This is a genomic window from Aliiruegeria lutimaris, from assembly GCF_900099935.1.
In the GTDB taxonomy this organism is placed as follows: Bacteria; Pseudomonadota; Alphaproteobacteria; order Rhodobacterales; family Rhodobacteraceae; genus Tropicimonas; species Tropicimonas lutimaris.
On sequence record NZ_FNEK01000006.1, the window covers coordinates 72,295 to 97,138 of the forward strand.

Annotated in this window: 23 protein-coding genes; 13 read left to right on the forward strand and 10 right to left on the reverse strand. The window is 63.1% G+C overall.

Going from position 1 to position 24,844, the window contains the following annotated elements; all coding sequences use genetic code 11:
* The first annotated feature begins 44 nt into the window (after positions 1-44).
* The 5 genes from BLR85_RS04655 (at position 45) to glmM (ending at position 6,930) form a co-directional block, all read left to right on the forward strand.
* The gene (locus BLR85_RS04655) at positions 45-2,624 is read left to right on the forward strand and encodes a putative PEP-binding protein (protein ID WP_244520601.1); all 2,580 of its coding nucleotides are present in this window, start codon (positions 45-47) and stop codon (positions 2,622-2,624) included.
* Positions 2,625-2,884: 260 nt separating this feature from the next.
* Positions 2,885-3,499: a cell wall hydrolase gene (locus BLR85_RS04660; protein ID WP_093150730.1), complete on the forward strand. Its 615-nt coding sequence runs from the start codon at positions 2,885-2,887 to the stop codon at positions 3,497-3,499.
* A 120-nt stretch (positions 3,500-3,619) separates the two neighbouring features.
* Positions 3,620-4,534: a dihydroneopterin aldolase gene (locus BLR85_RS04665; protein ID WP_093150510.1), complete on the forward strand. Its 915-nt coding sequence runs from the start codon at positions 3,620-3,622 to the stop codon at positions 4,532-4,534.
* Positions 4,535-4,564: 30 nt separating this feature from the next.
* Positions 4,565-5,590, forward strand: a complete 1,026-nt coding sequence (gene folP, locus BLR85_RS04670) for a dihydropteroate synthase (RefSeq protein ID WP_093150514.1) — start codon at positions 4,565-4,567, stop codon at positions 5,588-5,590.
* Positions 5,587-6,930, forward strand: coding sequence for a phosphoglucosamine mutase (glmM, locus tag BLR85_RS04675; RefSeq protein ID WP_093150518.1), 1,344 nt, complete (start codon positions 5,587-5,589; stop codon positions 6,928-6,930). The genes folP and glmM overlap by 4 nt, the downstream gene beginning before the upstream one ends.
* A gap of 22 nt (positions 6,931-6,952) precedes the next feature.
* Here glmM and BLR85_RS04680 read toward each other — a convergent pair whose 3' ends face one another.
* A complete protein-coding gene (locus tag BLR85_RS04680) occupies positions 6,953-7,891 on the reverse strand; it encodes a DMT family transporter (protein ID WP_093150522.1) in 939 nt (312 codons plus the stop codon).
* Positions 7,892-8,210: 319 nt separating this feature from the next.
* Positions 8,211-9,233, reverse strand: a complete 1,023-nt coding sequence (ilvC, locus tag BLR85_RS04685; RefSeq protein ID WP_093150527.1) for a ketol-acid reductoisomerase — start codon at positions 9,231-9,233, stop codon at positions 8,211-8,213.
* Positions 9,234-9,368: 135 nt separating this feature from the next.
* Here ilvC and BLR85_RS04690 point away from each other — a divergent pair, with 135 nt between their 5' ends.
* The 5 genes from BLR85_RS04690 (at position 9,369) to BLR85_RS04710 (ending at position 12,913) form a co-directional block, all read left to right on the forward strand.
* Complete coding sequence (locus BLR85_RS04690; protein ID WP_093150734.1) at positions 9,369-9,824, forward strand: Lrp/AsnC family transcriptional regulator; 456 nt, start codon at positions 9,369-9,371, stop codon at positions 9,822-9,824.
* The gene (locus tag BLR85_RS04695; RefSeq protein WP_093150532.1) at positions 9,821-10,276 is read left to right on the forward strand and encodes an Lrp/AsnC family transcriptional regulator; all 456 of its coding nucleotides are present in this window, start codon (positions 9,821-9,823) and stop codon (positions 10,274-10,276) included. The genes BLR85_RS04690 and BLR85_RS04695 overlap by 4 nt, the downstream gene beginning before the upstream one ends.
* 105 nt (positions 10,277-10,381) lie before the next feature.
* Positions 10,382-10,993: a GGDEF domain-containing protein gene (locus BLR85_RS04700; protein ID WP_093150536.1), complete on the forward strand. Its 612-nt coding sequence runs from the start codon at positions 10,382-10,384 to the stop codon at positions 10,991-10,993.
* A gap of 339 nt (positions 10,994-11,332) precedes the next feature.
* A complete protein-coding gene (locus BLR85_RS04705; protein ID WP_139188304.1) occupies positions 11,333-11,695 on the forward strand; it encodes a hypothetical protein in 363 nt (120 codons plus the stop codon).
* 90 nt (positions 11,696-11,785) lie between these two features.
* Positions 11,786-12,913 carry an aminotransferase class V-fold PLP-dependent enzyme gene (locus BLR85_RS04710; RefSeq protein ID WP_093150546.1) on the forward strand — a complete coding sequence of 376 codons (1,128 nt, stop codon included), beginning with the start codon at positions 11,786-11,788 and terminating at the stop codon, positions 12,911-12,913.
* Positions 12,914-12,984: 71 nt separating this feature from the next.
* On the opposite strand, the gene BLR85_RS04715 is transcribed toward BLR85_RS04710, so the two are convergent.
* From BLR85_RS04715 to cobD, 5 genes are all read right to left on the reverse strand, one after another.
* Positions 12,985-14,184: an FAD-dependent monooxygenase gene (locus BLR85_RS04715; RefSeq protein WP_093150551.1), complete on the reverse strand. Its 1,200-nt coding sequence runs from the start codon at positions 14,182-14,184 to the stop codon at positions 12,985-12,987.
* An 80-nt stretch (positions 14,185-14,264) separates the two neighbouring features.
* On the reverse strand, positions 14,265-14,507 hold the full coding sequence (locus BLR85_RS04720) for a hypothetical protein (RefSeq protein WP_093150554.1): 243 nt from the start codon (positions 14,505-14,507) through the stop codon (positions 14,265-14,267).
* A 132-nt stretch (positions 14,508-14,639) separates the two neighbouring features.
* The gene (carB, locus tag BLR85_RS04725) at positions 14,640-17,957 is read right to left on the reverse strand and encodes a carbamoyl-phosphate synthase large subunit (protein ID WP_093150558.1); all 3,318 of its coding nucleotides are present in this window, start codon (positions 17,955-17,957) and stop codon (positions 14,640-14,642) included.
* 235 nt (positions 17,958-18,192) lie between these two features.
* Complete coding sequence (gene cbiB, locus BLR85_RS04730) at positions 18,193-19,113, reverse strand: adenosylcobinamide-phosphate synthase CbiB (protein ID WP_093150562.1); 921 nt, start codon at positions 19,111-19,113, stop codon at positions 18,193-18,195.
* On the reverse strand, positions 19,110-20,105 hold the full coding sequence (gene cobD / locus BLR85_RS04735) for a threonine-phosphate decarboxylase CobD (RefSeq protein WP_093150567.1): 996 nt from the start codon (positions 20,103-20,105) through the stop codon (positions 19,110-19,112). Before cobD ends, cbiB begins: the two co-directional genes overlap by 4 nt.
* Before the next feature lie 174 nt (positions 20,106-20,279).
* Here cobD and BLR85_RS04740 point away from each other — a divergent pair, with 174 nt between their 5' ends.
* Complete coding sequence (locus tag BLR85_RS04740; protein ID WP_093150571.1) at positions 20,280-20,645, forward strand: response regulator transcription factor; 366 nt, start codon at positions 20,280-20,282, stop codon at positions 20,643-20,645.
* Positions 20,646-20,651: 6 nt separating this feature from the next.
* On the opposite strand, the gene BLR85_RS04745 is transcribed toward BLR85_RS04740, so the two are convergent.
* Positions 20,652-21,650, reverse strand: a complete 999-nt coding sequence (locus BLR85_RS04745) for a glutathione S-transferase family protein (RefSeq protein ID WP_093150575.1) — start codon at positions 21,648-21,650, stop codon at positions 20,652-20,654.
* A 212-nt stretch (positions 21,651-21,862) separates the two neighbouring features.
* On the opposite strand from BLR85_RS04745, the gene BLR85_RS04750 reads away from it, so the two are divergent.
* Positions 21,863-22,216: a hypothetical protein gene (locus BLR85_RS04750; protein WP_093150579.1), complete on the forward strand. Its 354-nt coding sequence runs from the start codon at positions 21,863-21,865 to the stop codon at positions 22,214-22,216.
* 275 nt (positions 22,217-22,491) lie between these two features.
* On the opposite strand, the gene BLR85_RS04755 is transcribed toward BLR85_RS04750, so the two are convergent.
* Both BLR85_RS04755 and BLR85_RS04760 read right to left on the reverse strand, forming a co-directional pair.
* Complete coding sequence (locus BLR85_RS04755) at positions 22,492-23,034, reverse strand: L,D-transpeptidase family protein (protein WP_244520604.1); 543 nt, start codon at positions 23,032-23,034, stop codon at positions 22,492-22,494.
* The gene (locus BLR85_RS04760) at positions 23,031-24,200 is read right to left on the reverse strand and encodes a MalY/PatB family protein (RefSeq protein ID WP_093150582.1); all 1,170 of its coding nucleotides are present in this window, start codon (positions 24,198-24,200) and stop codon (positions 23,031-23,033) included. Before BLR85_RS04760 ends, BLR85_RS04755 begins: the two co-directional genes overlap by 4 nt.
* Positions 24,201-24,318: 118 nt before the next feature.
* Here BLR85_RS04760 and def point away from each other — a divergent pair, with 118 nt between their 5' ends.
* The gene (gene def, locus BLR85_RS04765; RefSeq protein ID WP_093150587.1) at positions 24,319-24,840 is read left to right on the forward strand and encodes a peptide deformylase; all 522 of its coding nucleotides are present in this window, start codon (positions 24,319-24,321) and stop codon (positions 24,838-24,840) included.
* The last annotated feature ends 4 nt before the right edge of the window (positions 24,841-24,844 follow it).

Genomic DNA, 24,844 nt, shown 5'->3' on the forward strand with positions numbered 1-24,844 from the left:
ATTTGCGCGAACACAACTCTCGCATATCGTGCGGGGGATCCGTTATGGAAGGGAGCAGCTCCGTGCTGATGACCGGCGAGACCAAGGACTTCACGTTGATCACGCCGAGTGCGGAGATCTCGGAGCAAAGCCATGGCGGGCGGGCGAAATGCCTGCAGCGGTTGATCCGGCTCGAGATACCGGTGCCACGCACCGTGTCGCTCTCCTTTGACGCAGTGCATCGCATCGCCGAGGGCGAGCGGCCCGACACGGCACGGCTGCTCTCGGCCTTTGGCCGCACGCCGCTGGTTTCGGTGCGCCCGTCCAGCGAGGATCCGGATTGGGGCGGGCCAGGGGCTATCCTGAGTATCGGCATGAATGACGAGCGACGAGCGGAGCTTGCAACGCGCCTTGGACAAGAGGCGGCCGACCGGCTCTACCTGCGGTTCATCACGGCTTACGCCAATGACGTGGCGCGGCTCGACCCGGAGCCCTTCGAGGAAGCGGCCGAGGCGGAGGATCCGGTCGCGGCGGCGCTGGCCGCCTTCGAGGATGAGGCCGACATGCCCTTTCCGCAGGAGCCGGCCAAGCAGCTTGCCGGAGTGCTGCGCTCGATGGCGCGGGCCTGGGAGGGCGTGAGCGCGCGGCTCTTGCGGCAGGCGCGCGGGGCGCCGGTGGATGCGGGGCTCGGGCTGGTCGTGCAGGACATGGCGCATGGGCTCGGCCCGGGCGAAAGCGGATCGGGCGTGATCCGCATGATCGACAAGGTTACGGGCGATCCCCAGGTGATGGGGCGCTACAAGCGCAAGTCGCCCGAGATGCGTGCGATGGGGCGCAAGGGCAAGGAGCTGTACCTTGCGACCGACCCGCGTGGCACGTCGATGCAGGACGAGGCGCCAGAGCTGTTTGCCAAGCTGGTCGATATCGCGGATCGCTGCCGCAACAGGCTGCGCGAGGAGATGGAGATCAAGTTCACCGTGGCCGAGGGGAACCTGCAGGTTCTGGACGCGGTCAAGGTACAGCGGAGCGCGCGGGCCGATGTAAAGGTCGCCGTGGCGCTGGCCGAGGACGGTATCATCTCGCCGCGCGAGGCATTGCTTCGGGTGCAGCCGAAATCGCTCACCGAGCTTCTGCACACGCAGGTGGACCCGCAGGCGAAGCGGGACGTGATCCTTAAGGGAATCGCCGCCTCGCCCGGCGGCGCCACGGGGCAGCTGGTCTTCACCTCCCGTGCGGCACAGACATCGGCCAGCCACGAGATCCCCTGTATCCTGGTCCGCCGGGAGACAACGCCGGAAGATATTCGCGGCATGCATGCCGCCCAGGGCATCATCACCGAGCGCGGCGGCATGACCAGCCACGCGGCGGTGATCGCGCGTGGCCTTGGCTTGCCATGCATCGTGGGGGCAAACAAGCTGACGATTTCCGCGCGCAAGAAGACGGTGACGACGGCGGATGGGCGCATCTTCCACGAAGGCGACCTGGTGACGGTCGACGGCACGACGGGCGAGGCGCTGGCCGGTGCGGTGCCGATGCTGGAGCCCGCGCTCGACACGGCCTTCCGCAAGCTTATGAGTTGGGCCGACGAGGTGCGCGATATCGGCATCCGCGCCAATGCGGACACGCCCGACGATGCGCATATGGCGCATACCTTTGCCGCGGACGGGATCGGTCTGTGCCGGACGGAGCACATGTTCTTCGAGCCGGCGCGCCTGTCGGTCATGCGCGAGATGATCTTTACCGACAGCGAGGTCGACCGGCAGGCCGCGCTCGAGCAACTGCTGCCAATGCAGCGCGAGGATTTCGTCGAGTTGTTCCGGATCATGGCCGGGCTGCCGGTCTGCATTCGCCTGTTCGACCCGCCGCTGCATGAATTCCTGCCATCGGACCGCGAGGGGATGATGGGGCTGGCCGAGTCGCTCGATCTGCCGCTCAGCGACGTCGTCCGGCGGGTGGAGTCGCTCTCCGAATTCAACCCGATGCTAGGGATGCGCGGCGTACGGCTCGGCGTGACGGTGCCCGAGATCTACGACATGCAGGTGCGCGCGATCTTCGAGGCGACGGTCGAGGCCAGCCGGCAGGCGGGCAAGGCAGTCGTGCCCGAGATCATGATCCCGCTGGTCTCGGCCAAGCGAGAGGTGGAACTGGTCAAGACCCGGATCGACGCGGTGGCCGCGGCGGTGCGCGTCGAGTACGGGGTCGCCTTCGATTACCGGCTGGGCGTGATGGTGGAGACGCCGCGCGCGGCGCTCAGGGCAGGCGAGATCGCGGCCCACGCGGCCTTTCTCAGCTTCGGCACCAACGACCTGACGCAGATGACCTACGGGCTGTCGCGCGACGATGCCGGCCGCTTCATGGGCACCTATGTCAGCAACGGCGTTTTCCACGAAGACCCATTCCACACGCTCGACAAGGAGGGCGTGGGAGAGTTGCTTCTGATTGGGGCGGAGCGTGGTCGAGCGGCCCGGCCGGAGGTCGTTCTGTCGGTCTGCGGCGAACATGGCGGCGACCCTGATACGATCGATTTCTGCCGTCAGGCGGGATTCGATTATGTCTCCTGTTCGCCTTTCCGAGTGCCCGTTGCGCGACTCGCTGCGGCGCACCTGGCGTTGAAGTCGTCGAGTCCCCGCGAGTCAGATCATTGAAAAAGCGCGGAAATCTGCCGGTTGTCGGCGGGTTTCTGCTCAAAAACACCGAAAATTCGTTGCCAATTTGCTCCGCTGAGCCTGCCGAGGCGATTCTTGTGATTCGCAGCATTTACTTCTGATTGGCCGATTTGTTATCGCCGCCGACGGCTGGGTGCGGTCTTGCGCATCGCTGGTGGGATGATCTTATGTTGCGTCTGCGCAATCTGTTCTTGTCATTTTTGACGTGCCTGTGCTTGGGCGTTCCGGCTTCGGCCGAGATGTTCCTGTCGAGCTCCAATTACACCGGCGAGGAGGATGGCGCGCTGCGACTGGAAGGCCTGATGGGGATGGAGAACCGTGTTCTCAACTCCCTCAGCAACGAACATCTGGGCTTGCTCAGCCCGCGTAGCTCGATCCGGGCCAAGGCTCGACCGCGGGAATTCCAGACGGTCTCCTACACGAAGAAGTGGCTGGATCAGCAGCAAAGTATCGAAGGAAGCGCAGAGTGGCGTTGCCTGTCCGAGGCGCTCTATTTCGAAGCGCGCGGCGAAAGCGTGAAGGGTCAGTTCGCGGTTGCCGAAGTGATCCTGAACCGGGTGAAAAGCTCGCTCTATCCCAATACCGTTTGTGGCGTGATCCACCAGGGCACTGGCAAGAAATACCAGTGCCAGTTCACGTATACCTGTGACGGCAACCCGGAGAAAATCGCCGAGCCCAAGGCTTTCGAGCGTGTGGGCAAGGTTGCGCGCCTGATGCTGGCCGGAGCGCCCAAGGTGCTGACCGGTGGCGCCACCCATTACCACACGGTTTCGGTGCGGCCGTCCTGGGCGCGAAAATTCTCGCATACCGCGTCGATCGGCGTGCATCAATTCTACAAGCATCCGCGGTCGTGAACCCTGCGCGGGCCGAAACCGGGCCGTTGGTGGCGTTGAAAGCGGAGGATGGGTCGCCCCAAGCGGGGTTTCTGTCGTTTGAGACGTGGCTTTCGCCGTCAGGCATGGCATGAAGCTGGCATGACCTCTGAACTCTCGCTTGCCTTTGCCCACCCCGAGGACCGTGCCGCCGCTACCGCGCCCGCTGATGTCCCGCGCGATCGTATTGCGCTGCGCGACTATGTGCGTGCCGTCGAGATCGGCGCGTTCCAGGAGGAGCGCGGCATCGCGCAACGCCTGCGCTTCAATGTTGTGGTCGAGGTTGGTCGTGCATCGGCCCCCCTGGCCGACGATGTAGATCGTATCCTGAGCTACGATACGATCACCGAGGCCGTGGAGGGGTCGCTCTCCGAGGAGCGGTTGAGTCTTCTGGAGACACTGGCCGAACGGATCGCCGAGCGGCTGTTGAGTGAACCGCGCGCGCGCCGGGTTTTTGTCCGGATCGAGAAGCTGGATCGCGGGCCGTTTTCGCTCGGGGTCGAGATCGAACGTTCGCAGGCGCAGTTCGGTCCGGTCGAAACGGCAGGGACAGCTTTTTCCCGACCGCTCGTGGTGTTTCTGTCAAACCAAGCGATTGCAGATTCGCGCTTGCCCGGCTGGCTGGACAGCCTGGAGGCGCTGTCGCTGCCGGTGGTGCTGACGGTGGGGTTGCCTGGGACGCCACGCCCTGCGGCCGGCTCGGCGATGCCGCAACGACGGATCGACCTGCTGGCGCTGGAGCAGAATGCCTGGGTTCTGGCCGCGCGGGACAGGCGCTGCATCGTCGTCGAAAGCCGCACCGAGATCACCCATGCCGTTCACGCTGGGCGCATCGTGGTCTGGGCACCATCGAAGATCGTTCTGGATTCGATTGACGGGCCGGATGTCGCCCCGCGCGATGCGGCCGGATTGTCGGCCTGGTTCGCGGGAATCCTCAATGCCGAACGGCTTCTGGGGCTGGGAGCGGAAGTTCCCGGTGGCGACACCCTGGCGCTTGCCGACAGTCTCGATCTGTAGCAAACGGAGCGCAACGGCGCAGGCATTTGCATGACAGAATATTACCGACCCATTCCAGTCTTCGACGTGGCCCGTCCGAGTGAGGCTTTCCCTCTGGCCGGTGGCTGGACCTGGTTCGATAGGGTCGAGTTGATGCGTCGCGGCGCACCGCCCCGGATCGTCCCGGCACGCGACCTGCCCAAAGAGGTTCTGATGCGCCTGAGCGAACCGCGCGGCGCTCTGCCGGGCCTTGGGGTGCAGCACCCGCGCATCATGGGCATCCTGAACGTGACGCCGGACAGCTTCTCCGATGGTGGCTTGCACGATGCCCCGGCCGCCGCGCTCGCCCATGCCCGCGAAATGGCGAAAGAGGCCGACATCATCGATATCGGCGGCGAGTCGACGCGGCCCGGGGCAAAGGACGTGCCGGTCGATCTGGAAATCCACCGCACGGCTCCGGTGATCGCCGCGATGCGCGCCACCGGCATCTCGACACCGGTTTCCATCGATACCCGCAAGGCTTCCGTGGCGCAGGCAGCGCTCGACGCGGGCGCGGACATGGTCAATGACGTGTCGGGGCTTGGCTTCGATGCCGGCCTCGCACCGCTTGTCGCGGAACGCGGCGTGCCGCTCTGCATCATGCATTCGGTGGCCACCCCGGCGACGATGCAGGACGATCCGACCTACGAGGACGTCCTGCTGGATGTATATGACTTCCTGTCCGAACGGGTAGAGATCGCCGTTTCGGCAGGCATTCCGCGCCAGTGGATCCTGGTCGATCCCGGGATCGGTTTCGGCAAGACGCTGGCGCATAATCTCGCGCTTCTGGCCCGGATTTCGCTGTTCCACGGGCTTGGCTGCCCGATCCTGCTCGGGGTGTCGCGCAAGCGCATGATCGGCAGTATCGGTCGCGCCGCCGAAGCGCGGGAGCGTGCGCCGGGATCGGTGGCTGCCGCGTTGGCTGCGGTGGCGCAAGGCACGCAGATCCTGCGTGTGCACGATGTTGCGCAGACCGCGCAGGCGTTGCGACTGTTTATGGCTGTAAATTCTGGAATTGTCCCCGAGGAGAAAAAATGAGCAGGAACCTTTTCGGCACCGATGGTGTGCGTGGAACGGCCAATGAATTTCCGATGACCGCGGAAATGGCGCTCAAGCTGGGGGAGGCGGCGGGACGTTATTTCCGCCGGGATCACTCTGCGGCGCACCGCGTCGTGATCGGCAAGGATACGCGCCTTTCGGGCTACATGTTCGAAACCGCCCTGACGGCGGGGCTGACATCGACGGGCATGAACGTGCTCCTTCTGGGGCCCGTGCCTACGCCGGCGGTCGGCTTTCTGACCACGTCGATGCGGGCCGATCTGGGCATCATGATCTCGGCCAGCCACAACCCGGCCTCCGACAACGGAATCAAGTTTTTCGGTCCCGACGGTTTCAAGCTCTCCGACGATGCGGAGGCCGAGATCGAGGCGCTTGTCGAGACCGGCGTGACCCCCTCCCAGTCGCAGCATATCGGTCGCGCGAGGCGGATCGACGATGGCCGTTTCCGGTATGTCGAACGCGCAAAGCAGAGCTTTCCCGACACGCTGACGCTCAACGGGCTGAAGGTTGTGATCGACTGCGCCAATGGCGCCGCCTATCGCACCGCGCCGCAGGTGCTGTGGGAATTGGGGGCGGAGACGATCGAGATCGGGGTGTCACCCGATGGCTTGAACATCAACGATAACTGCGGATCCACCCATGTGGCGACCGCCGCCGCGGCGGTCGTGGAACATGGGGCGCATGTCGGCATCTGTCTCGATGGCGATGCCGACCGGGTGATGATCCTGGAAGAGAACGGCAAGGTCGCCGATGGCGATCAGATCATGGCCCTGCTGGCGTCCCGCTGGGCCGTAAACGGCCGGCTGAAAGGCGGTGCCCTCGTTGCCACTGTGATGTCCAACCTTGGCCTAGAGCGCTACATGCAGGGACAGGGGCTGACGCTCGAGCGCACGCCGGTGGGCGACCGCTATGTGGTGGAGCGCATGCGCAAGGGGGGCTGGAATCTCGGCGGCGAACAATCCGGTCACATCGTGATGACGGACTATGCGACGACCGGAGACGGGCTGATAGCGGCGTTGCAATTCCTCGCGGCGATGGCCGAAACCGGCCAGCCGGCCTCGGAGCTGGCGCAGAATTTCGAGACCGTCCCTCAATTGCTCAAGAATGTCCGGTACGAGAAAGGCTCCGTTCCGCTGGAGGCCGATGGTGTGAAGGCGTCTATTCGCTATGCGGAAGAGCGGCTTCAGGGCAATGGACGGCTGCTTATCCGGAAATCCGGAACCGAACCGCTGATCCGGGTGATGGCCGAAAGCGAAGACCCGGTCCTGATGAAAATGGTGGTCGATTCCATCGTCGAGGCAGTCGAGGCTGCCGTTTGAGCCAACGCAAGTTTGCTGCCGCCTAGCCGCGCCGGCTGCCGAACGCGGCCTGGATCGCCCGGCTCTGGCTCACCGCGATCCCGGCCAGGATCAAGGCAAGCGCGATGAAGAGTTGCGGCGGCAAGTCTTCATCGAGCAACACGATGCCAAAGATCACGGCCCAGATCGGCAACATGTAGTTGGTCAATGTCATGAAGAGTGAGCCCGCCGTGGTGATCACCCGAATGCGTACGGCCGCCGCGAGCGCCGTCGGAAACAGGGCCGCATAGAGCAGGGCCAGCGTTGGGCGCAAGGGCCACGCCGCCGGCCAACCCTCGATCCAGATCGCGATCGGCAGCAGCAGGATGGCACCGCTGGCGAGCGATGCCGCGGCGAAGGCAAGTGGCGGCATCTTGGGAGCCCGGCGCGTGGCAACCGAGCCCGCCGCGTAGCAGAAGGCCGCGAGCAAAACGGCGAGGCGCCCCAGAAGCTCGAAACGCGACCCATCGGATTCAAGCGCGGAGGGCCCGAAGAGGATCAGCAGGCCGACGCTTCCAAGGCCTATTCCGGCGATCCGGCGTGGGCCGATGCCCTCCTCCGGCGAAAAGACTGCCACCAACGGCAGGATCAGCAGGGGGAGCATCCCCATTGTCACGCCGGCAAATGCCGAAGGGACATGCTGCAAACCCCATGTCAGCAGGGCAAAGGGCAGGGCGTAGGATTCAAGCCCGAGCACGATGGCATAGACCCACCCACTTGCACCGCCAGTGCGCGTGATCTCCCCGAAACCTTGGCCGATAGCCGTGCCGATGGCCGTCAGGGCGATTGCTCCTATAGCAAGGCGCCAGGCGGCGACCGTCCAATACCCAAAGCCTTCCAGGGCGACCGTCATCGCCATGAAGGCCGCGCCCCAAATAACGCCAAGGGAAATTATCAGCAGCCAATTGGTCAGGCCTGGATTTTGTGGAGAGGGGGCGGACATGGTTGCAGCAATCGGACGAAACGCGGGCCGGTACAAGGGAGTGGGGATGCCCTTTATGTCGCGGCGCTGTTTCGCGGGTCCTTTTGTCCTTGGGGGTTTTACCCCCAAACCCCCAGGATATTTAGCGTCAGAAGAAGACCGGATCGTTCAATGCTTCTTCTGGCCGGAAATATCCCGGGGGGAGCGCCGGGAGGCGCGGGGGGGGCAGCGCCCCCCGATTCACAGTTGCAACCGACTCGGAACGGGCAAGTTGACTTCCGGGACACAAAAAAGACCCCGGCCGGAACCGGGGTCTTCTTGTTTGAACCCTAAGCCGCGATCAGTTGCGCGACTTGTCCACCATCTTCCCGGCGGAAATCCACGGCATCATGCCGCGCAGTTTCTCGCCTGTCGCTTCGATCTGGTGTTCGTCGTTGATGCGGCGGGTCGCCTTGAAGGACGGCTGGCCGACGGCATTCTCGAGCATGAAGTCACGCACGAACTTGCCGGTCTGGATGTCGTTCAGCACGGCTTTCATGCGCGCCTTGGTCTCGTCATAGGGCAGGATTCGCGGGCCGGAAACGTACTCGCCGTACTCGGCCGTGTTCGAGATCGAGTAGTTCATGTTGGCGATGCCGCCTTCGTAGATCAGATCCACGATCAGCTTCACCTCGTGCAGGCACTCGAAATAGGCCATCTCCGGGGCGTAGCCGGCCTCGACCAGGGTCTCGAAGCCCATGCGGATCAGCTCCACGAGACCGCCGCAAAGCACGGCCTGTTCGCCGAAGAGGTCGGTTTCGCACTCTTCGCGGAAGTTGGTCTCGATGATGCCCGAGCGGCCGCCACCGATGGCGGAGCAGTAGGAGAGGCCGATTTCCAGCGCACGGCCGGAGGCGTCGTTATGCACAGCCACGAGGCAGGGAACGCCGCCGCCCTTGGTGTATTCGCCGCGGACGGTGTGGCCCGGGCCCTTCGGCGCCATCATGATCACGTCGACGCCGGCGGGCGCTTCGATCAGGCCGAAATGCACGTTCAGGCCGTGGGCAAAGGCGATAGCGGCACCCTCGCGGATATTGTCCTTGACGTATTTGTTCCAGGTTTCGGCCTGAAGCTCGTCGGGCATGGTGAACATCATCAGATCACACCAGGCGGCGGCCTCGGCAATGCCCATCACCTTCAGGCCTTCGCCTTCGGCCTTGGCCGCGGAGGGCGAGCCTTCGCGCAGGGCGACGACGACATTCTTGGCACCGGAGTCGCGTAGGTTCAGCGCATGGGCGTGGCCCTGCGAGCCGTAACCCAGAATGGCGACCTTGGTGTCCTTGATCAGGTTGATGTCGCAGTCGCGGTCATAATACACGCGCATTTTGTTATCCTTTACTTGGAGCGGTGTTGATGGGCGCAGCATAGGTCTTTTATCCGAATAGACGTTTCGGAATGCACATGATTGGAGAAAAATTGCGAGTTTTAATTCGCAAAACCCGATGATATGAGGGAATTCATGATTGACGATCTGGACCGACGCATCCTGCGCCATCTACAGCATGACCCTGTCATTGCAACTGGCGCGCTGGCCGACGCTGCCGGCACGACTCCCGCCGTTTGCTCCCGCCGCCTTGCGCGCATGCGCGATCGCGGCATCCTGAAAGGGCAGGAAGCCGTGCTCAACTGGCCAGCGCTCGGCTATTCCGTCCATGTCTCTCTCCGCTTTTCACTCGACAAGACCCAGACCAACGCTTTCGATGTTTTCATTCGAGAGGCGCGAAAGGTGCCGGAAGTTCTTGAAATACAAACGTTCCTTGGGCGGGTGGATGTGCGCCTGGTCATGATCGCCCGCGACATGGCGCATTACCAGCATCTCTACCGCACCCGTATCCTGACCCTGCCGCATATTGCCGATATCGAGGCGCTGGTGCACGTGGCCTCGATCAGGGCAGAGGAGGTTCTTCCGATATGATCGAGCTTGACGAGATCGACAGAGCCTTGTTGCGCGAGGTCCGGGCGGATGCCACGCTGGCCACGGGCGAATTGGGCCGTCGTCTCGGCCTTTCGCAGCCCGCGGCCTGGCGGCGGATGAAACGGTTGAACGAGGCCGGGGTTCTCGCCGGACGCCGGCTGGTGGTGGACCGAGAAGCGCTCGGTTTCGGTGTCACCGTGTTTCTCGGCGTCAAACTGGCCATGAAGGGACGCGTTTCCCTGGACGAATTTGAGCGCGCTGCCTCCGCAATTCCGGAAGTTCAGACCATCGAGCATGTGTTGGGCCTCTACGATTACCGCTTGCGCGTCGTGGCGCGCGACCTGTCGGATTTCGAGCGTGTCCTGCGCCGCCGGATCATGACCTTGCCAGGAGCCGGAGACGTAGAGGCCAATGTTCTGCTGAGCGAGGAGCGGCTGCCGGGGCCGATCTGAACCTTCGTATTCGATGAAAATCCGAGTCGCCCCAACGAGGGGAGCTAACCTTCTGTTAGGGCCACAGCCCGTACCGTCCATCAAATCGGGGGGCGAGGACTGAGGATGGTCAAGACCAAGCGAGGCGTCTGGCTCTATACAATTGCGGTTACGTTGACTGTCGATGCTTCGGTAACGCCGCTGATCATGATGCTTGCGCCGCGCTCCGAGTGGTACACCGACGTGCCGCCGGCCCTCGCGCTGGCGACGCTGTTGAGCGTGTTTTTTTCCGTTTTCGCATGGCAGCAGAATTTTCGGAGCTACCAGCTTACTCAGGAACTCAGGAACCTTCTTGAACGGGACAAGCTGACGGATGTCGCCACGCGGGATTTCTTTTTCAAACGGATGGCCGAGGCTCCCGATGCCTATGGCCTGTCGCTGATGGTCGATATCGATCATTTCAAGACGGTCAATGACACCTATGGCCATATCGCCGGCGATGCCGTGATCCGCCAGGTCGCCCAGATCTTGCAAAGGAACTGCCGAAGCAAGGATATCGTCTGCAGGTTCGGCGGCGAGGAATTCATCGTGTTCCTGTTCGGCGTGGGCAAGGAGAATGGTCTCGATGTCGCGGAACGCATCCGGCGCGTAGTGGAAGCGGAGGTTTTGCGCCACGATGATCTGAAACTTCAGGTTACGGTCTCCATTGGGGGGGGCGCTCAAGGACAGGACGGATGAGGTCAACCGCGCCATCATGGAGGCGGACGAGGCGCTCTACCGCGCCAAGCAGCCTGGACGAAACCGGTCCATCATGAGTTGGTTGCGCTCCGACGAAGCCGTGCAGGACGCTGCCTGAAGGTGTCTGGAGCGTCCGTGCGCGGCAGCCAACGAGATGCCGTCAAGACCACGCCGGCAACGAATGAGATCTCCGATGCCTATTGGCAAAACCTTTCCCATGAATCCGTAACTCATTTCTGAAGATACACTTTTCCAAAAATCTTACCTTAGGTAAACTGTTTGGGAGAAGAGTGTCGACTATGGTATACCTAAGTGGTCTCACCATTTGGAGATCACGACATGAGAAAAGCTATTCGTCGATTTTTAATTTGCGCATCCACAGTTCTTTCCATGGCCACCGCTGCTTTGGCAGAGGTTCCGGAGCAACCGAACTGGAAGGATGTGGAAGCGCTGGAAACCTACCGAACCGCCTTGTACCGGAACTACCGAGCCTGTGACGGCATTCTGGAAGACCAATTGCCCTCGGCCAGCCTCGCGCGCGCATGCACTCAATTCTACCTTCTTCTGAAACTGTCTTTTCTGAGCGATGTTTCCCTGGAACGGTATCAACGCATGGGGGCCGAAGCTCGCGCGAAAACCAACCGAAGAGGGTATGATGCATATTTTGCCTGGAAAAAGGCGCGGATCGCGGGAGTGATCTAGCCATTTCGGCCAAGATTCGCGGTCAAACCCTTATGTGCCTTTTCCTCCTGCGTCTCTCGCGTTAGCACCGGAGAAAACGGAGGATCCTCAATGGCACTGCTCGATACCGTCGATCCCGATGGCCTGCTCGAATTCTCGGTCGTCTTCACCGACCGGTCCCTGAACCACATGTCGAAAACCTTCCAGAAGGTGATGCTCGACATCAACGACATGCTCAAGGAGGTCTACAACGCCGATGCCGTCGCCATCGTCCCCGGCGGCGGAACCTGCGGCATGGAAGCCGTGGCGCGGCAATTCGGCACCGATGCGCATGCCCTGGTCATTCGTAACGGTTTCTTCTCCTTCCGGTGGTCGCAGATCTTCGATGCGGGCGGTTTCACTGCGAAGACGACCGTGCTCAAGGCGCGGCCGTCCGGCAATGCCCCCCGCGCGCCGTTTGCCCCGGTTCCCGTGGAGGAGGCAGTTTCCGCGATTCGCGAAGCTCGACCCGATGTCGTCTTTGCTCCCCATGTCGAAACGGCGGCGGGCCTGATCCTGCCGGACGACTATATCGCGCAGGTGGCCAGCGCCGCGCACGAGGTCGGTGCACTGATGGTGCTCGACTGCATCGCCTCCGGCGCTGCCTGGGTCGACATGAAGAAAACCGGCGTCGATGTGCTGATCTCGGCTCCGCAAAAAGGCTGGTCTTCCAGCCCCTGTGCCGGACTTGTCATGATGAACGAGCGCGCGACGGCGCGCCTGGCCGAGACCAGCAGCTCCAGCTTCGCGCTCGATCTCGCGAAATGGCGGGCGATCATGGTGGCCTATGAAAATGGCGGCCATGCCTATCACGCCACCATGCCCACCGACGCGCTGCGCAGCTTCCGCGACACGATGCTGGAAACCCGGGACTACGGCTTCGAGCGGCTCCGGGAAGCGCAATGGGCGCTCGGAGACGGTACCCGCAAGTTGCTCGCTGATCGTGGTGTGAAGTCGGTTGCGGCCGAGGGCTTCGGCGCCCCGGGGGTAGTCGTCAGCTATACCGAGGACCCGGATATCCAGAACGGCAGTAAATTCGCCAAGATCGGCTTCCAGATTGCCGCCGGCGTGCCGCTGCAATGCGATGAGCCGGAGGACTTCCGAACCTTCCGCCTTGGCCTGTTCGGGTTGGACAAGCTTTATGACGTACCGTCTACGCTCGTCCGCCTCGAAGAGGCGCTCGACAAGGTCCTCTCGTAGACCTGCTGCAGTCGGCATCCTCTTTCGAGAAATATCCCGGGCGTCCGGGGGCTTGGCCCCCGGCCTCGAATTCAATGCCCCATACCGGCCCGCATGATGGCGTGACGCAGCGCCGTCAGGTCATGTGCGGCCTTCATTCCCGTTAAGCGCAGGTTTTGCACCTGCGGGTGCGGCGAGCGGGTGACCCGGTTGAACAGGTCGATGGCCTGAACGCGCTTGCGAATATCAGCGCTGCGCTTTCGGTCGTATTCCTTCAGCATCCGCTCGCCCCCAAGCCCGTCATGGCCGGCCATGAGGGCGAGATCGCGCAACAGGATCAGGTCATTCAGGGAGGTGTTCAGCCCCTGCGCGCCGATGGGCGGGATCACATGGGCGGCCTCGGCCATGATCGCCACGCGCGCGGCCGAAAGGCGTTCCGCCCGCTGGCTGATAATCGGCCAGAGCCGGCGCTCCGATTTCAGGTGCAGCGGGCCGAGAATATAGCAGCTTCGCTCAGACATCCGCGCCTCGAACGCGGTCTTCTCCATCGCCGCCAACTCCTCGGCCCGGGGGCCCCGGTTCATCCAGACCACGGCCGAGGCCGGTTGGCCGTTCAGGTCCTGAAGCGGCACCAATGTGAACGGACCGCCCTGGTTGTAGATCTCGGTGGAGACATTGGCATGCGGTTTGGGATGGCTGACGACGAAGGCCAGCGTCTTCTGGCCGTAGCGCGTGGTCTTCACGCCGATACCGGCGGCCTCGCGCACGGCCGAATTGCGCCCATCCGCGGCGATGACCAGCTTGGCGGCGACGGAATCGCCATTGGAAAGGCGCACGATTGCGCCGCTATCCCGTGCAACCATGGACACGAAGGACGTGCCGAAACGCAGGTCGACATTCTCCTGTGCTTTCAGCACCCGGGCCAGCCCCTGCAGCACCCGCCAGTTCATGAGGTTCCAGCCGAAGCTCTGCTCGCCCATATCGGTGGCCAGGAATTCCCGGCTGTCGCGGATCTGTGGCGGCCAGTTCACCGTGTCCACGACGCGCAGGATGTTCAGCGGTGTGGCGGTTTCAGCCAGATCGTCCAAAAGGCCGATCTGCTCGAACAGGTTCTTGGCGGGCTGGAGAAAGGCGGTCGAACGCAGGTCCGAGCCGTCGGCGTTCCCTTCGGTCACGGGCGGTTCGGGCGAGACCAGCACAGTACGAAAACCCGCGCGGCCAAAGGCCAGCGCAGCAGTCAGGCCGGCGATCCCGCCGCCGGCGATCAGAATATCTGTGTGGGTGCGTGCCATGGTCGGGCCCTCCTGCGCTTGGATTTAGGGCGACAGCGCCCCCCCGTACAAGCGGCAAACGGTCCCGGCCGAGTGTCGCCCTATTGTCCGATCGAGATCAGGACCAGTGCGGCCAGCGACACGAAGGACAGCAGCACGAAGATGAAGCCGACTCCCGCCACGCCCATGGTCAGCCCGGCAATGACCGCGACAACGACGAGCAGAAGCACAATCGCGAAGAAAGCGCCTTCGCCTTCACTACGCTGGAGGCCTTTCCAGCCACGGTCGCCGCTGAAGGGCACAAGATTTTCGGAAGGGGCGGCGTGGGTTTCGGTCTCGCTCATGAGATTCTCCGGATCAAAAGGTTTTGACTACATTAGCCGATAGTGCCGCCATGCAGGCGGCGCAACATGCCGCAGATTGAATGTTTGTGAGCAGCCTGCAAGCCTGGCGGGCTGTGTCACCGTTCTGCCCAATCAGACATCCTGCAGGGCGCGGACTCCGATTTCCCCTTCCTCGCGGGCCTTCATGGCCAGCGCCGCGGCATGGGCGGCGGCGAGGGTGGTGAAGTAGGGGATGCGATCCATCAGCGCGACGGACCGCATCGAACGCGAGTCCTCGACGGCCTGTGCGCCCTCGGTGGTGTTCATCACCAGGTGCACCTTGCGGTCCTTCATCACGTCGACAATGTTCGGCCGGCCCTCGTAGACCTTGTTGACGATCTTGGCCGGGATGCCCTCCGCCGTCAGGAACTTTGCCGTGCCGCGGGTGGCGATGATCTCGAAGCCGAGATCGTGCAGGGCCTGGGCCGTCTCGAGCAACTGGGGCGACTTGTCATCCGGCTTGATCGACATGAAGACACACCCGCTCTTGGGCAGGTCGGCGCCCGCGCCGATCTGGGCCTTGAGGAAGGCGCGGTGGAAATTCTTGTCGGAACCCATGACCTCGCCGGTCGAGCGCATCTCCGGGCCGAGGAGTGTGTCGACGCCGGGGAACCGGGCGAAGGGCAGCACGGCTTCCTTGACGGCGAAAGTGTCGATCTGCGGATCGACGAGCTCGAAAGCGGTCAGTTTCTCGCCGGCCATGAGCCGGGCGGCGATAGAGGCGATGGGCGATCCGACGGCCTTGGCCACGAAGGGCACGGTACGCGAGGCACGCGGGTTGACCTCGATGAGGTAAACCACGCCGTCCTTGATCGCGTATTGCACGTTCATCAGGCCGACCACGTTGAGCGCCAACGCCAGCGCCTCGGTTTGTTTCTTCAGCTCGGCGATCATGCCGGCGCTGAGCGAGTAGGGCGGCAGCGAACAGGCCGAGTCGCCGGAATGGACGCCCGCTTCCTCGATATGCTGCATGATGCCGGCGACATGGACGTTTTCGCCATCGCAGAGTGCATCGACGTCGATCTCGATCGCGCCGGAGAGGTAGCTATCGAGCAGAACCGGGCTGTCGCCGGAGACGACCACTGCCTCGGAGATGTAGCGCTCGAGTTGGGCATGGTCGCGCACGATCTCCATCGCCCGGCCGCCGAGAACATAGGAGGGGCGGATGACCAGCGGGAAGCCAATCTCGTTGGCGATCGTCAGCGCCTGGGCATCGGTGGAGGCGATGCCGTTACGGGGTTGCTTAAGACCGAGCTTGTTGACCAACGCCTGGAACCGCTCGCGGTCCTCGGCGAGGTCGATCGCGTCCGGCGTGGTGCCGAGGATCGGGATGCCGGCCTCTTCGAGGTCATTGGCGAGCTTGAGCGGTGTCTGTCCGCCGAACTGCACGATCACGCCGTGCAGCGTGCCTCTCTCCTGTTCGACCCGCAGGATCTCCATCACATGTTCGAAGGTCAGCGGTTCGAAATACAGCCTGTCGGAGGTGTCGTAGTCGGTGGAGACCGTCTCCGGGTTGCAGTTGATCATGATGGTCTCGTAGCCGGCATCGGTCAGCGCGAAACAGGCATGACAGCAGCAATAGTCGAACTCGATCCCCTGGCCGATCCGGTTCGGACCGCCGCCGAGGATGACGACCTTTTTCCTGTCGGAGGGCCGCGCCTCGCATTCGGCCTCGCCCATCGCGGGGACTTCATAGGTCGAATACATATAGGGCGTCTGGGCCTCGAACTCGGCCGCGCAGGTGTCGATCCGCTTGAACTGCGCCACGACGCCGAGATTTTGGCGGGCGCGACGGATATTGGCCTCGTCCCGACCCGTCAGCTTGGCCAGCCGCGCATCGGTGAAGCCCATCATCTTGAGGCCGCGCAGGCCCTTTTCGTCGAGTGGGATGCCATCCTTGCGGATGCGGGCCTCGGCGCCGATAATCTCGCGGATGCGGGCGAGGAACCACGGATCGAAATCGGTGATCTCCCGGATCTCCTCGTCCGAGAAGCCGAAGCGCATGGCGTGGGCGATGACGCGGATCCGGTCCGGCGTCTTGAGCGCCAGCGCGCGGGTCACGGCCTTGTCGATGGACATCTGGTCGGTCTGGGTCTTGCCAACGAGGATCTGCGGCACAACCGGATCATCGCTATCGGCAAGAACGACGTTCTCGTCGCCGGGCAGGCCGGCAATCTCGGCCTCGTCGAAGCCGGTCAGGCCGGTCTCCATCGAGGCCAGCGCCTTTTGCAGCGATTCGTGGATGGTGCGGCCGATGGCCATCGCCTCGCCCACCGATTTCATCGCCGTGGTCAGCTCCGGCTTGGAGCCGGGGAATTTCTCGAAGGCAAAGCGCGGGATCTTGGTGACGACATAGTCGATGGTCGGCTCGAAGCTCGCCGGCGTCACCTTGGTGATGTCGTTGTCCAGCTCGTCCAGCGTGTATCCCACCGCGAGCTTGGCGGCGATCTTGGCAATCGGGAAGCCGGTTGCCTTGGAGGCAAGCGCCGAAGAGCGCGAGACGCGCGGGTTCATCTCGATGACGACCATGCGGCCATCCTCGGGGTTGATCGCCCATTGCACGTTGGAGCCGCCCGTTTCGACGCCGATCTCGCGCAGCACGGCAATCGAACCGTTGCGCATGATCTGGTATTCCTTGTCAGTCAGCGTCAGTGCCGGGGCCACGGTGATCGAATCACCCGTGTGGACGCCCATCGGGTCCACGTTCTCGATGGCGCAGACGATGATCGCGTTATCCGCCTTGTCGCGGACAACCTCCATCTCGAATTCCTTCCAGCCCAGCAGGCTCTCGTCGATCAGGATCTGGCTTACCGGCGACGCGTCGAGGCCGGTCTTGCAATAATACTCGTAGTCGTCGCGGTTATAGGCGACGCCGCCACCGGTGCCGCCCAGCGTGAAGGCGGGGCGGATGATCGCCGGAAGGCCGACATGCTCCAGCGCGTCGAGGCATTCTTCCATCGTGTTGGCGATGACGGCCTTGGGGTTCTCCAGCCCGATCCGGTCCATCGCCTCGCGGAAGAGCTTGCGGTCCTCCGCCATTTCGATGGAAACGCGGTTGGCACCGATCAGTTCGACACCGTATTTGTGCAGAACGCCCATATCGGCAAGCGCCAGCGAGGTGTTCAGACCGGTCTGGCCGCCCATCGTCGGCAACAGCGCGTCGGGGCGCTCCTTCTCGATGATCTTGGCGACGATCTCGGGCGTGATCGGTTCGATGTAGGTGGCGTCGGCCATGTCGGGATCGGTCATGATCGTGGCCGGGTTGGAGTTGACCAGGATGACCCGGTACCCCTCTTCGCGCAGCGCCTTGCAGGCCTGCGCGCCGGAATAATCGAACTCGCAGGCCTGGCCGATTACGATCGGTCCCGCTCCGATGATCATGATGGACGATATATCGGTGCGTTTGGGCATGGTAGGAGTCTCCGGGCAGCGGGCTTCGGCAAATTGACTGCGTTATAGGGATGGGCTGGAAAGGTGCAAGAGGGCAAGGGCCCGGCATTGCGATTGAAGTCGCGTCACCCGGCATTCACCGCATTTTTGCCCAGGGGAAAAAATTGGCAGGTGGACCGGGTCTATCCAACCAAATCGGTGCGCCGTTCGTGGCGTAGTTGCGTTTCGGGCAACGTGGTGCGGCCCTTCCCGGCTCTCAGAAGAACGCGAGAAACAGAAGGCTGACCGCGCATAGCCCTGCCCAGCTTCGCCAGAGCGCGGTGACGGAGCGGTCGATCGCCTCGGGGCCGGGGGAGCGGTCTCCCGCTGGGTAGATGACGGGAAAGTCTCGGATCTCGCCGCCATAGCTGCGCGGGCCGGAGAGCGCGACATTCAGGCAGCGCGCCATGGCGGCCTCGGGCCAGCCGGCATTGGGCGAACGGTGCTGGCGCGCCTCACGGGCAACCTTGCCCCAGCCCGAGAACAGGCCGTGCGACAGCAGGATCAGCGCCCCAGTGAGCCGAGAAGGAATGTAATTCAACACATCGTCAAACCGGGCTGAAGCCCAGCCGAAAGCCTCGTGCCGTTCCGTGCGGTGGCCGATCATGCTGTCGGCGGTATTGGTCACCTTGTAGATCAGGATGCCCGGCAACCCGCCGAGCAGGTACCAGAAGACCGGGGCGGTGATGCCGTCCGAGAAGTTCTCCGCCGCGCTCTCGATGGCGGCGCGGGAGACCGCGGGCACGTCCATGTCGGTCGTGTCGCGGCCAACGATCATCGATACCGCGCGCTTTCCGGCCTCCAGGTTCTCGCGCAGCGCGTTGGCCACGGCGGCGACGTGCTGCACCAGCGATTTCTGCGCAACGAGGATGGCAACGACGATGATGTCGGCAAGCTGGCCGGGAATCCATGCCTGAAGCGCCCAGCCAAGCAGCCCGGCGAGAAGCACAAGCGCCAAGAGCGAGAGGGTGCCCTTCACGCGGCGATGATTGCCTGTGTTGAAGCTGCGATCCACCCAACCCACCGCTCGGCCCATCACGACCGCAGGGTGTGGCAGGCGCGACCAGAGCCATTGCGGCTCGCCAAGAACCGCGTCCAGTGCCAGCGCGAGCAGGAGGACGAGCGGGGAGCCGGTCATGCCAGCGCCTGCTCAAGCTGTTGCCAGTCGGACTCGTTTCCGGGCAATCCGAGGCGGATCCATTCGGAGGAATAGGGAAAGCGCCGGGACCAGACATGCCCGCGCGCAAGCCGTTCCTGCATCGCGGTCGCGTCATCGGTTCGATATAGCCGGAACAGCGACGTGCCACCGGCAAGCGTCGCGCCCGCAGCCGCCATCAGCGCATCGAGCCGTGTGGCATCCGTGTCGAGGCGGGCGCGGGTCGCTTCGGCCCAGGCAGTGTCTTGCAGGGCGGCCGCCCCGATCGTCAGCGCCGGGCCTGAGACGGACCACGGGCCGGTCATCTCCCGCAAGGGGGCGATCAGTTCCGGCGGGCCGATGACGAAGCCGAGCCGTAGGCCGGCCAGCCCCCAGAACTTGCCAAAACTCTTCAGCACGAGCGTCCGCGGTCGCGTGGCCACCACCGGCAACAGGCTCCGTTCCGGGTGGATATCGCAGAAGCTTTCATCGACGATCAGAAACCCGGTATCGGGCAACTCTCCAGCCGTCCACACGCGGCCATCGGGATTGTTGGGATGTACGAGGACGGTGGCATCAACAGGGCGGTCGTCGATCCGGGGAACCACGTCGAACCCGGCATTGCGAAAGGCGGCGGCGTGTTCGTTATAGGTTGGCGCCGGTATATGTACTTTGCCCGATGCCTGCCGCGTCAGGAGAAACGGGATCCGGGCGATCGGGGCCGAGGCGCCATGCGTCGGCAGCACCTCCAATCCGGCGGGAACTTCCCAGCATTCCCGCGCCGCCACGATGAGCCGCGCGAGGCTGTTGCTGTCGGGCAGCGCGGTCCACGCGTCGCTCGGCAGTTCGGGCAGCGGATAGGGGACCGGGTTGATGCCGGTCGACAAGTCCAGCCAGTCGTGACGCTTGCCGCCCCACCTTTCGCAGGCCGCGTCCAACCCGCCGCCATGGTCCCGTTTGGAGCCGCGCGTTCCGTTGCCTTTCTCGCCTGCCATGCCGAAGCCTCGTCATCAAGCCGCCCGCCTTCGCGGTGTCGCGCTGCTTTTGCTGTGTTTCTCGCGCGAAGGGAAGCCGTTAACGCCCGCGAACGGTCCATTAACGATTCGTTAAGAATAAGCGCTCAGGAACGAAGGGCAGTGGTGCCGTATTGGTTTCGGCACGGGGGTTACATGCAAGTCTTGATTGTCGAGAGCAGCCGCGATCTGGGCCGTCTCTGGAAACGTCATATTGAACGGATGGGCTACGAAGTTTCGCTCGCAAAGGATCAGGCGGAAGCGATCACGTTTCTGCAAGACCGGGATTTCCAGGTCATCATACTGGATGTCGTGCTGGAGGAGGGAAGTGCATTCGCGGTTTCCGATTTCGCTTCCTATCGCCGCCCCGAGGCGCGGGTGATCTTCGTGACCAATACCAGCTTCTTTTCCGACGGGTCGATCTTCAGCCTCGCGTCCAATGCCTGCGCCTACCTGCAGTCGGAGACTCCACCGGACGATCTCGCGGCGATGGTCGAGTATTACGGCACGACCAACCGCTGAGACGGATCAGGCCGCGCTATCGGCTTCCAGGCTTTCGCGGCCATGCGGCGCGGACCAGTCCATCAGCGGCGCCACCGGCACAATCCGGGACGGGTTGATCGTTTCGTGGCTGTAGAAATAATGGCGGCGGATATGATCGAAATCGACCGTCCCGGCAACGCCCGGATATTGGTAGAGTTCCCGTGTGTAACCGAGCAGGTTTGGCATGTCGGCCAACCGGTTGCGACTGCATTTGAAATGGCTGAAATAGACTGGATCAAAGCGGATCAGGGTGGTGAAGGCGCGCCAGTCGGCCTCCGTGATTTGCGCTCCGGCCAGGTAACGTTGCCGCGAAAGGCGATCCTCCATCCAGTCCAGCACCTCGAAGACATCGGCAACCGCGTCGTCATAGGCGGCCTGACGGGTGGCGAACCCGGCGCGGTAGACGCCATTGTTCAGGTTGGGATAGAGGCGTTCGTTCACCGCATCGATTTCATCGACCAACGCGGGTGGACGCAAGCGCGCGCTATCGCCGGTCATTGCGGCAAAGGCACTGTCGAACATGCGGATGATTTCCGAGCTTTCGTTGGAAACGATCCGCCCGGTGGCCTTGTCCCACAGGACGGGTACCGTGACGCGGCCGGTGAAATCGGCTGTATCGCGGGTGTAGACGTCGCGCAGGTAGGGCAGGCCGAACAGGCTGTCGCCCGTCGCGCCGGGATACTCCCGCCCGAAGCTCCAGCCTTCGGACAGCATGTCCGGATGGACGACGGAAACCGAGACATGTTCGGCAAGGCCCTTGATCTGCCGGTAGATCAAAGTGCGGTGCGCCCAGGGGCAGGCCAGCGACACATAGAGGTGATAGCGGTCGCTTTCGGCGCTAAAACCGCCCGTTCCACTAGGTCCGGGCCGGCCATCCGGCGTGATCCAGTTGCGGAAACGCGACTCGGAGCGGATGAACTCGCCGCCCGTTTTGCTGGTGTCATACCAGCTGTCATGCCATTTTCCGTCGATCAGAAGACCCATTTCTACCCCCATTTGCTTTCGTCCTAGAAGGTAGGGATCCTGCCGAGTTTCGAAAGGCCGACCGGTGCAGAGGCGCCTGCGGTTTTCTGCACATGCTGTCATGTTGTTGAAATGTCGCGAATTTGTGGGGCGCGGGCGGGATCCGCCCAGTCGCCGTTGACAGCGAAGCCGGTGAATTGCCCAATACTGGCACGTTCGACACGGAGAGCCGCATGTCCGAATTTCTGCCGCGGGAACTGCGAGATGAGATGGAGCGCGCGCGCCGGACGCAACGCCGCAAGCGTACCTATATGAAGGTCCGGGCGGGCGAACAGGAGATGCCCATCCTGCGCTACTGGGAAAGTGGTTTCGCGGTGACCGCCGAGGACGCACCGCGCCTGCGCGGACTGGTCGATCAGTTCGATCACGGCAAACATCTCTGCCAGGCTCTCATCGTCACCAGTTCCGAAACGGATGGCGAGCGAATCTACGAGGTAAAAACCGCCAACCCGGCCGGCCGAAGCGCGCCTGCCGTGGATTTTGTGCGCGAGCGACCGGAAACGGTAGGATTGTTGTCGAACGATTAAATAACGACCGCAGTTGAAGTTGACCTGCTCGGGAAGCCTTGCTGTCACTATTGGACGCGCTGCGTGCGCCGGAACGATCCTTCGGATCGTGCTTCCGGCGGGGATATTTGCGGTCAGAAGAAGCCGGGAGATCCGCCTCACTTCTTCTGACGGAAAATATCCTGAGGGGAGCGCTCGGAAGAGCGCGGGGGCAAAGCCCCCTACGCGCCAGACAACAGCGCGTAACAGTCCGTGCATGAAGCAAAGTGAGGACGCATTGACTGGAATCTCGCAATTCAGGGGCGAATCTCGACCTCAGTGCCGATCCTCGTGTGACGAAACAATTCCTCGATCTCGGAATTGGTTATTGCAACGCAGCCCTCGGTCCAGTCGCCGGGGATCTTCATGAAATCGGGCAGCTTGTTGGGCTGGCCGTGGATGAAGATGTCCCCGCCGGGGTTCACGCCGAGCGCGGAGGCTTCGGCGCGGTCCTCGGGGCGTGGGTAGTCCAGACCGAGCGAGAGGTGGAACCGGCTGCCGTCGTTGCGGCGGTCGATCCGGTAGATCCCTTCCGGCGTCTTGCCGTCGCCCTGCTGTTGCTTGTCGCCCTCCGGCGCGAAGCCGAGTGAGATGCGATAGCGTTTCTGAATCTCGCCATCGCGGTAGGCCACCATCGTGCGGCGGCCCTTCTCGATGACGATCCGGTCAATATCCTCGGTCAGGGTCCGTGGTGGGGTCAAGTCCCAGGGCGCGAAATGGTGCCAGAGCGAGACTCCCAACATGGAGGGCGGCGCCAGCAGCGCCGCCGTGACGAGCAGAGGGCCGATCAGCCCCGTCACTGAAGATCCGCGAAGGCGGCGGTCAGGCGCTCCATCGCTTCGTTGACCACGCTGCGGGGCGTGGCGAAATTGAAGCGCAGAAAGCTCTCGCCGCCCTTGCCGAAGGTCGGGCCGTGGTTGATGGCGATGCGGGCGTCCTTTTCCAAACGCCGGGTGAATTCGTCCCGTTCCATGCCGGTGCCCGCGAAATCCACCCAGGCGAGATAGGTCGATTCCATCTTCATCGAGGCGAGGCCGGGAATCGAATCCACCGCCGCGTCCAGCAGCTTTCGGTTGCCATCGAGATAAACGACCAATTCATCAACCCAGGCCGCTCCATCCGGCGAGTAGGCCGCGGTGGTCATGGCCAGCCCGAAGCTGTTGGGCGAAAGGCCGAGCGCGGACATGCGCGTACCGAAGGCCTTGCGCAGCTCCGGATTGGGAATGATCACGTTGCCGGTATGGGAGCCGGCGATGTTGAAGGTCTTGGTCGTGGCGGTCATCATGATCAGCCGGTCCTCGATGCCATCGATATTGGCAGTCGGGATATGTGTCGCGCCGGGATAGACGAGGTCGTGGTGGATTTCGTCGGAGACCAGGATCAGGTCATGCCGTCTGGCGAAAGCGGCGACCCCTTCCAACTCCTCGCGGGTCCAGACCCGGCCGCCCGGGTTGTGGGGCGAGCACAGGATCATCAGCTTTTCGCGCCCTGTCATCTGCGCGTCCCAGGCGTCGAAATTCATTTCGTAACGGCCATTGTCGTTGATCATCTGGCACTCGACCACTTCGCGGCCTGCGGCGCGGATCACCCGTGCAAAGGCGTGATAGACGGGTGTCATCAGCACGACGCCATCGCCGGGCGCGGTCCAGGTGTCCACGCACATACCGGTGCCGTGCACGAGACCGTGAGTGGTAAAGATCCACTCTGGGTCGACCTTCCAGCCATGGCGTTCCTGCATCCACCAGCAGATCGCCTGCTTGTAATCGCCCTCGCCGCCCCAATAGCCATAGACGCCATGCGCGGCCATGTCCTCGACCGCCTTCTGCACGCAAGCAGGCGGGCGGAAATCCATGTCCGCCACCCACATGGCGATGCCGTCCTTGGCCGGAACGCCGTAGATCGGTTCCATCATGTCCCATTTCGCGCAATGGGTTCCGAACCGGTCGATGATCTCGTCGAAGGACATTAGGCACCTCTTTTCTGCTCGGCGCAGAAGCTATCGGCTGCGGCAGCAGGCGCAAGCAAAAGCCGCTGAGTGACGGCGTGATATTGCCTCGCAAGCGGGCATCGCCTACATCGCGTGCATGACTCTACGTTCTATCCTGATACATCCCGACCCGCGCCTCAAGAAGGTGTGCGATCCCGTGCCCGATCTGTCCGACGAGCTGCGGACCCTGGCCGACGACATGCTGCAAACCATGTATGATGCCCCCGGCATCGGGCTCGCGGCACCACAGGTCGGGGTTACCCGGCGCCTGATCGTGCTCGATTGCGTGCGCGACGGCGAAGGCGAGCCACGCCCTCTGGTGATGTTCAACCCCGAGGTGATCGCGGAATCGGAGGAGAGCAGCGTCTACGAGGAAGGCTGCCTGTCGATCCCGGAACAATATGCCGAGGTCGAGCGACCGGCCGAGGTGACGGTGCGCTGGATGGACCGCAACGGGATGGAGCAGCAGGAAGACTTCGACGGTCTTTGGGCCACCTGTGTCCAGCACGAGATCGACCACCTGGACGGCGTGCTGTTCATCGACTACCTCAAGCCGCTCAGGCGCCAGATGATCACGCGCAAGATGCAGAAGCTCAAGCGCGAAATGGCACGGGGCTGAACGG

Excerpts from the sequence above, each read along its gene's own strand:
- carB (WP_093150558.1), bottom strand. The coding sequence starts at position 17,957 with ATGCCCAAACGCACCGATATATCGTCCATCATGATCATCGGAGCGGGA.
- BLR85_RS04740 (WP_093150571.1), top strand. The coding sequence starts at position 20,280 with ATGCAAGTCTTGATTGTCGAGAGCAGCCGCGATCTGGGCCGTCTCTGG.
- cbiB (WP_093150562.1), bottom strand. The coding sequence starts at position 19,113 with ATGACCGGCTCCCCGCTCGTCCTCCTGCTCGCGCTGGCACTGGACGCG.
- BLR85_RS04680 (WP_093150522.1), bottom strand. The coding sequence starts at position 7,891 with ATGTCCGCCCCCTCTCCACAAAATCCAGGCCTGACCAATTGGCTGCTG.
- BLR85_RS04710 (WP_093150546.1), top strand. The coding sequence starts at position 11,786 with ATGGCACTGCTCGATACCGTCGATCCCGATGGCCTGCTCGAATTCTCG.
- ilvC (WP_093150527.1), bottom strand. The coding sequence starts at position 9,233 with ATGCGCGTGTATTATGACCGCGACTGCGACATCAACCTGATCAAGGAC.
- BLR85_RS04760 (WP_093150582.1), bottom strand. The coding sequence starts at position 24,200 with ATGTCCTTCGACGAGATCATCGACCGGTTCGGAACCCATTGCGCGAAA.
- BLR85_RS04700 (WP_093150536.1), top strand. The coding sequence starts at position 10,382 with ATGGTCAAGACCAAGCGAGGCGTCTGGCTCTATACAATTGCGGTTACG.
- BLR85_RS04695 (WP_093150532.1), top strand. The coding sequence starts at position 9,821 with ATGATCGAGCTTGACGAGATCGACAGAGCCTTGTTGCGCGAGGTCCGG.
- glmM (WP_093150518.1), top strand. The coding sequence starts at position 5,587 with ATGAGCAGGAACCTTTTCGGCACCGATGGTGTGCGTGGAACGGCCAAT.
- BLR85_RS04715 (WP_093150551.1), bottom strand. The coding sequence starts at position 14,184 with ATGGCACGCACCCACACAGATATTCTGATCGCCGGCGGCGGGATCGCC.
- folP (WP_093150514.1), top strand. The coding sequence starts at position 4,565 with ATGACAGAATATTACCGACCCATTCCAGTCTTCGACGTGGCCCGTCCG.
- BLR85_RS04745 (WP_093150575.1), bottom strand. The coding sequence starts at position 21,650 with ATGGGTCTTCTGATCGACGGAAAATGGCATGACAGCTGGTATGACACC.
- BLR85_RS04655 (WP_244520601.1), top strand. The coding sequence starts at position 45 with ATGGAAGGGAGCAGCTCCGTGCTGATGACCGGCGAGACCAAGGACTTC.
- BLR85_RS04720 (WP_093150554.1), bottom strand. The coding sequence starts at position 14,507 with ATGAGCGAGACCGAAACCCACGCCGCCCCTTCCGAAAATCTTGTGCCC.
- BLR85_RS04665 (WP_093150510.1), top strand. The coding sequence starts at position 3,620 with ATGACCTCTGAACTCTCGCTTGCCTTTGCCCACCCCGAGGACCGTGCC.
- def (WP_093150587.1), top strand. The coding sequence starts at position 24,319 with ATGACTCTACGTTCTATCCTGATACATCCCGACCCGCGCCTCAAGAAG.
- BLR85_RS04690 (WP_093150734.1), top strand. The coding sequence starts at position 9,369 with ATGATTGACGATCTGGACCGACGCATCCTGCGCCATCTACAGCATGAC.
- BLR85_RS04750 (WP_093150579.1), top strand. The coding sequence starts at position 21,863 with ATGTCCGAATTTCTGCCGCGGGAACTGCGAGATGAGATGGAGCGCGCG.
- BLR85_RS04705 (WP_139188304.1), top strand. The coding sequence starts at position 11,333 with ATGAGAAAAGCTATTCGTCGATTTTTAATTTGCGCATCCACAGTTCTT.
- BLR85_RS04660 (WP_093150730.1), top strand. The coding sequence starts at position 2,885 with ATGTTCCTGTCGAGCTCCAATTACACCGGCGAGGAGGATGGCGCGCTG.
- cobD (WP_093150567.1), bottom strand. The coding sequence starts at position 20,105 with ATGGCAGGCGAGAAAGGCAACGGAACGCGCGGCTCCAAACGGGACCAT.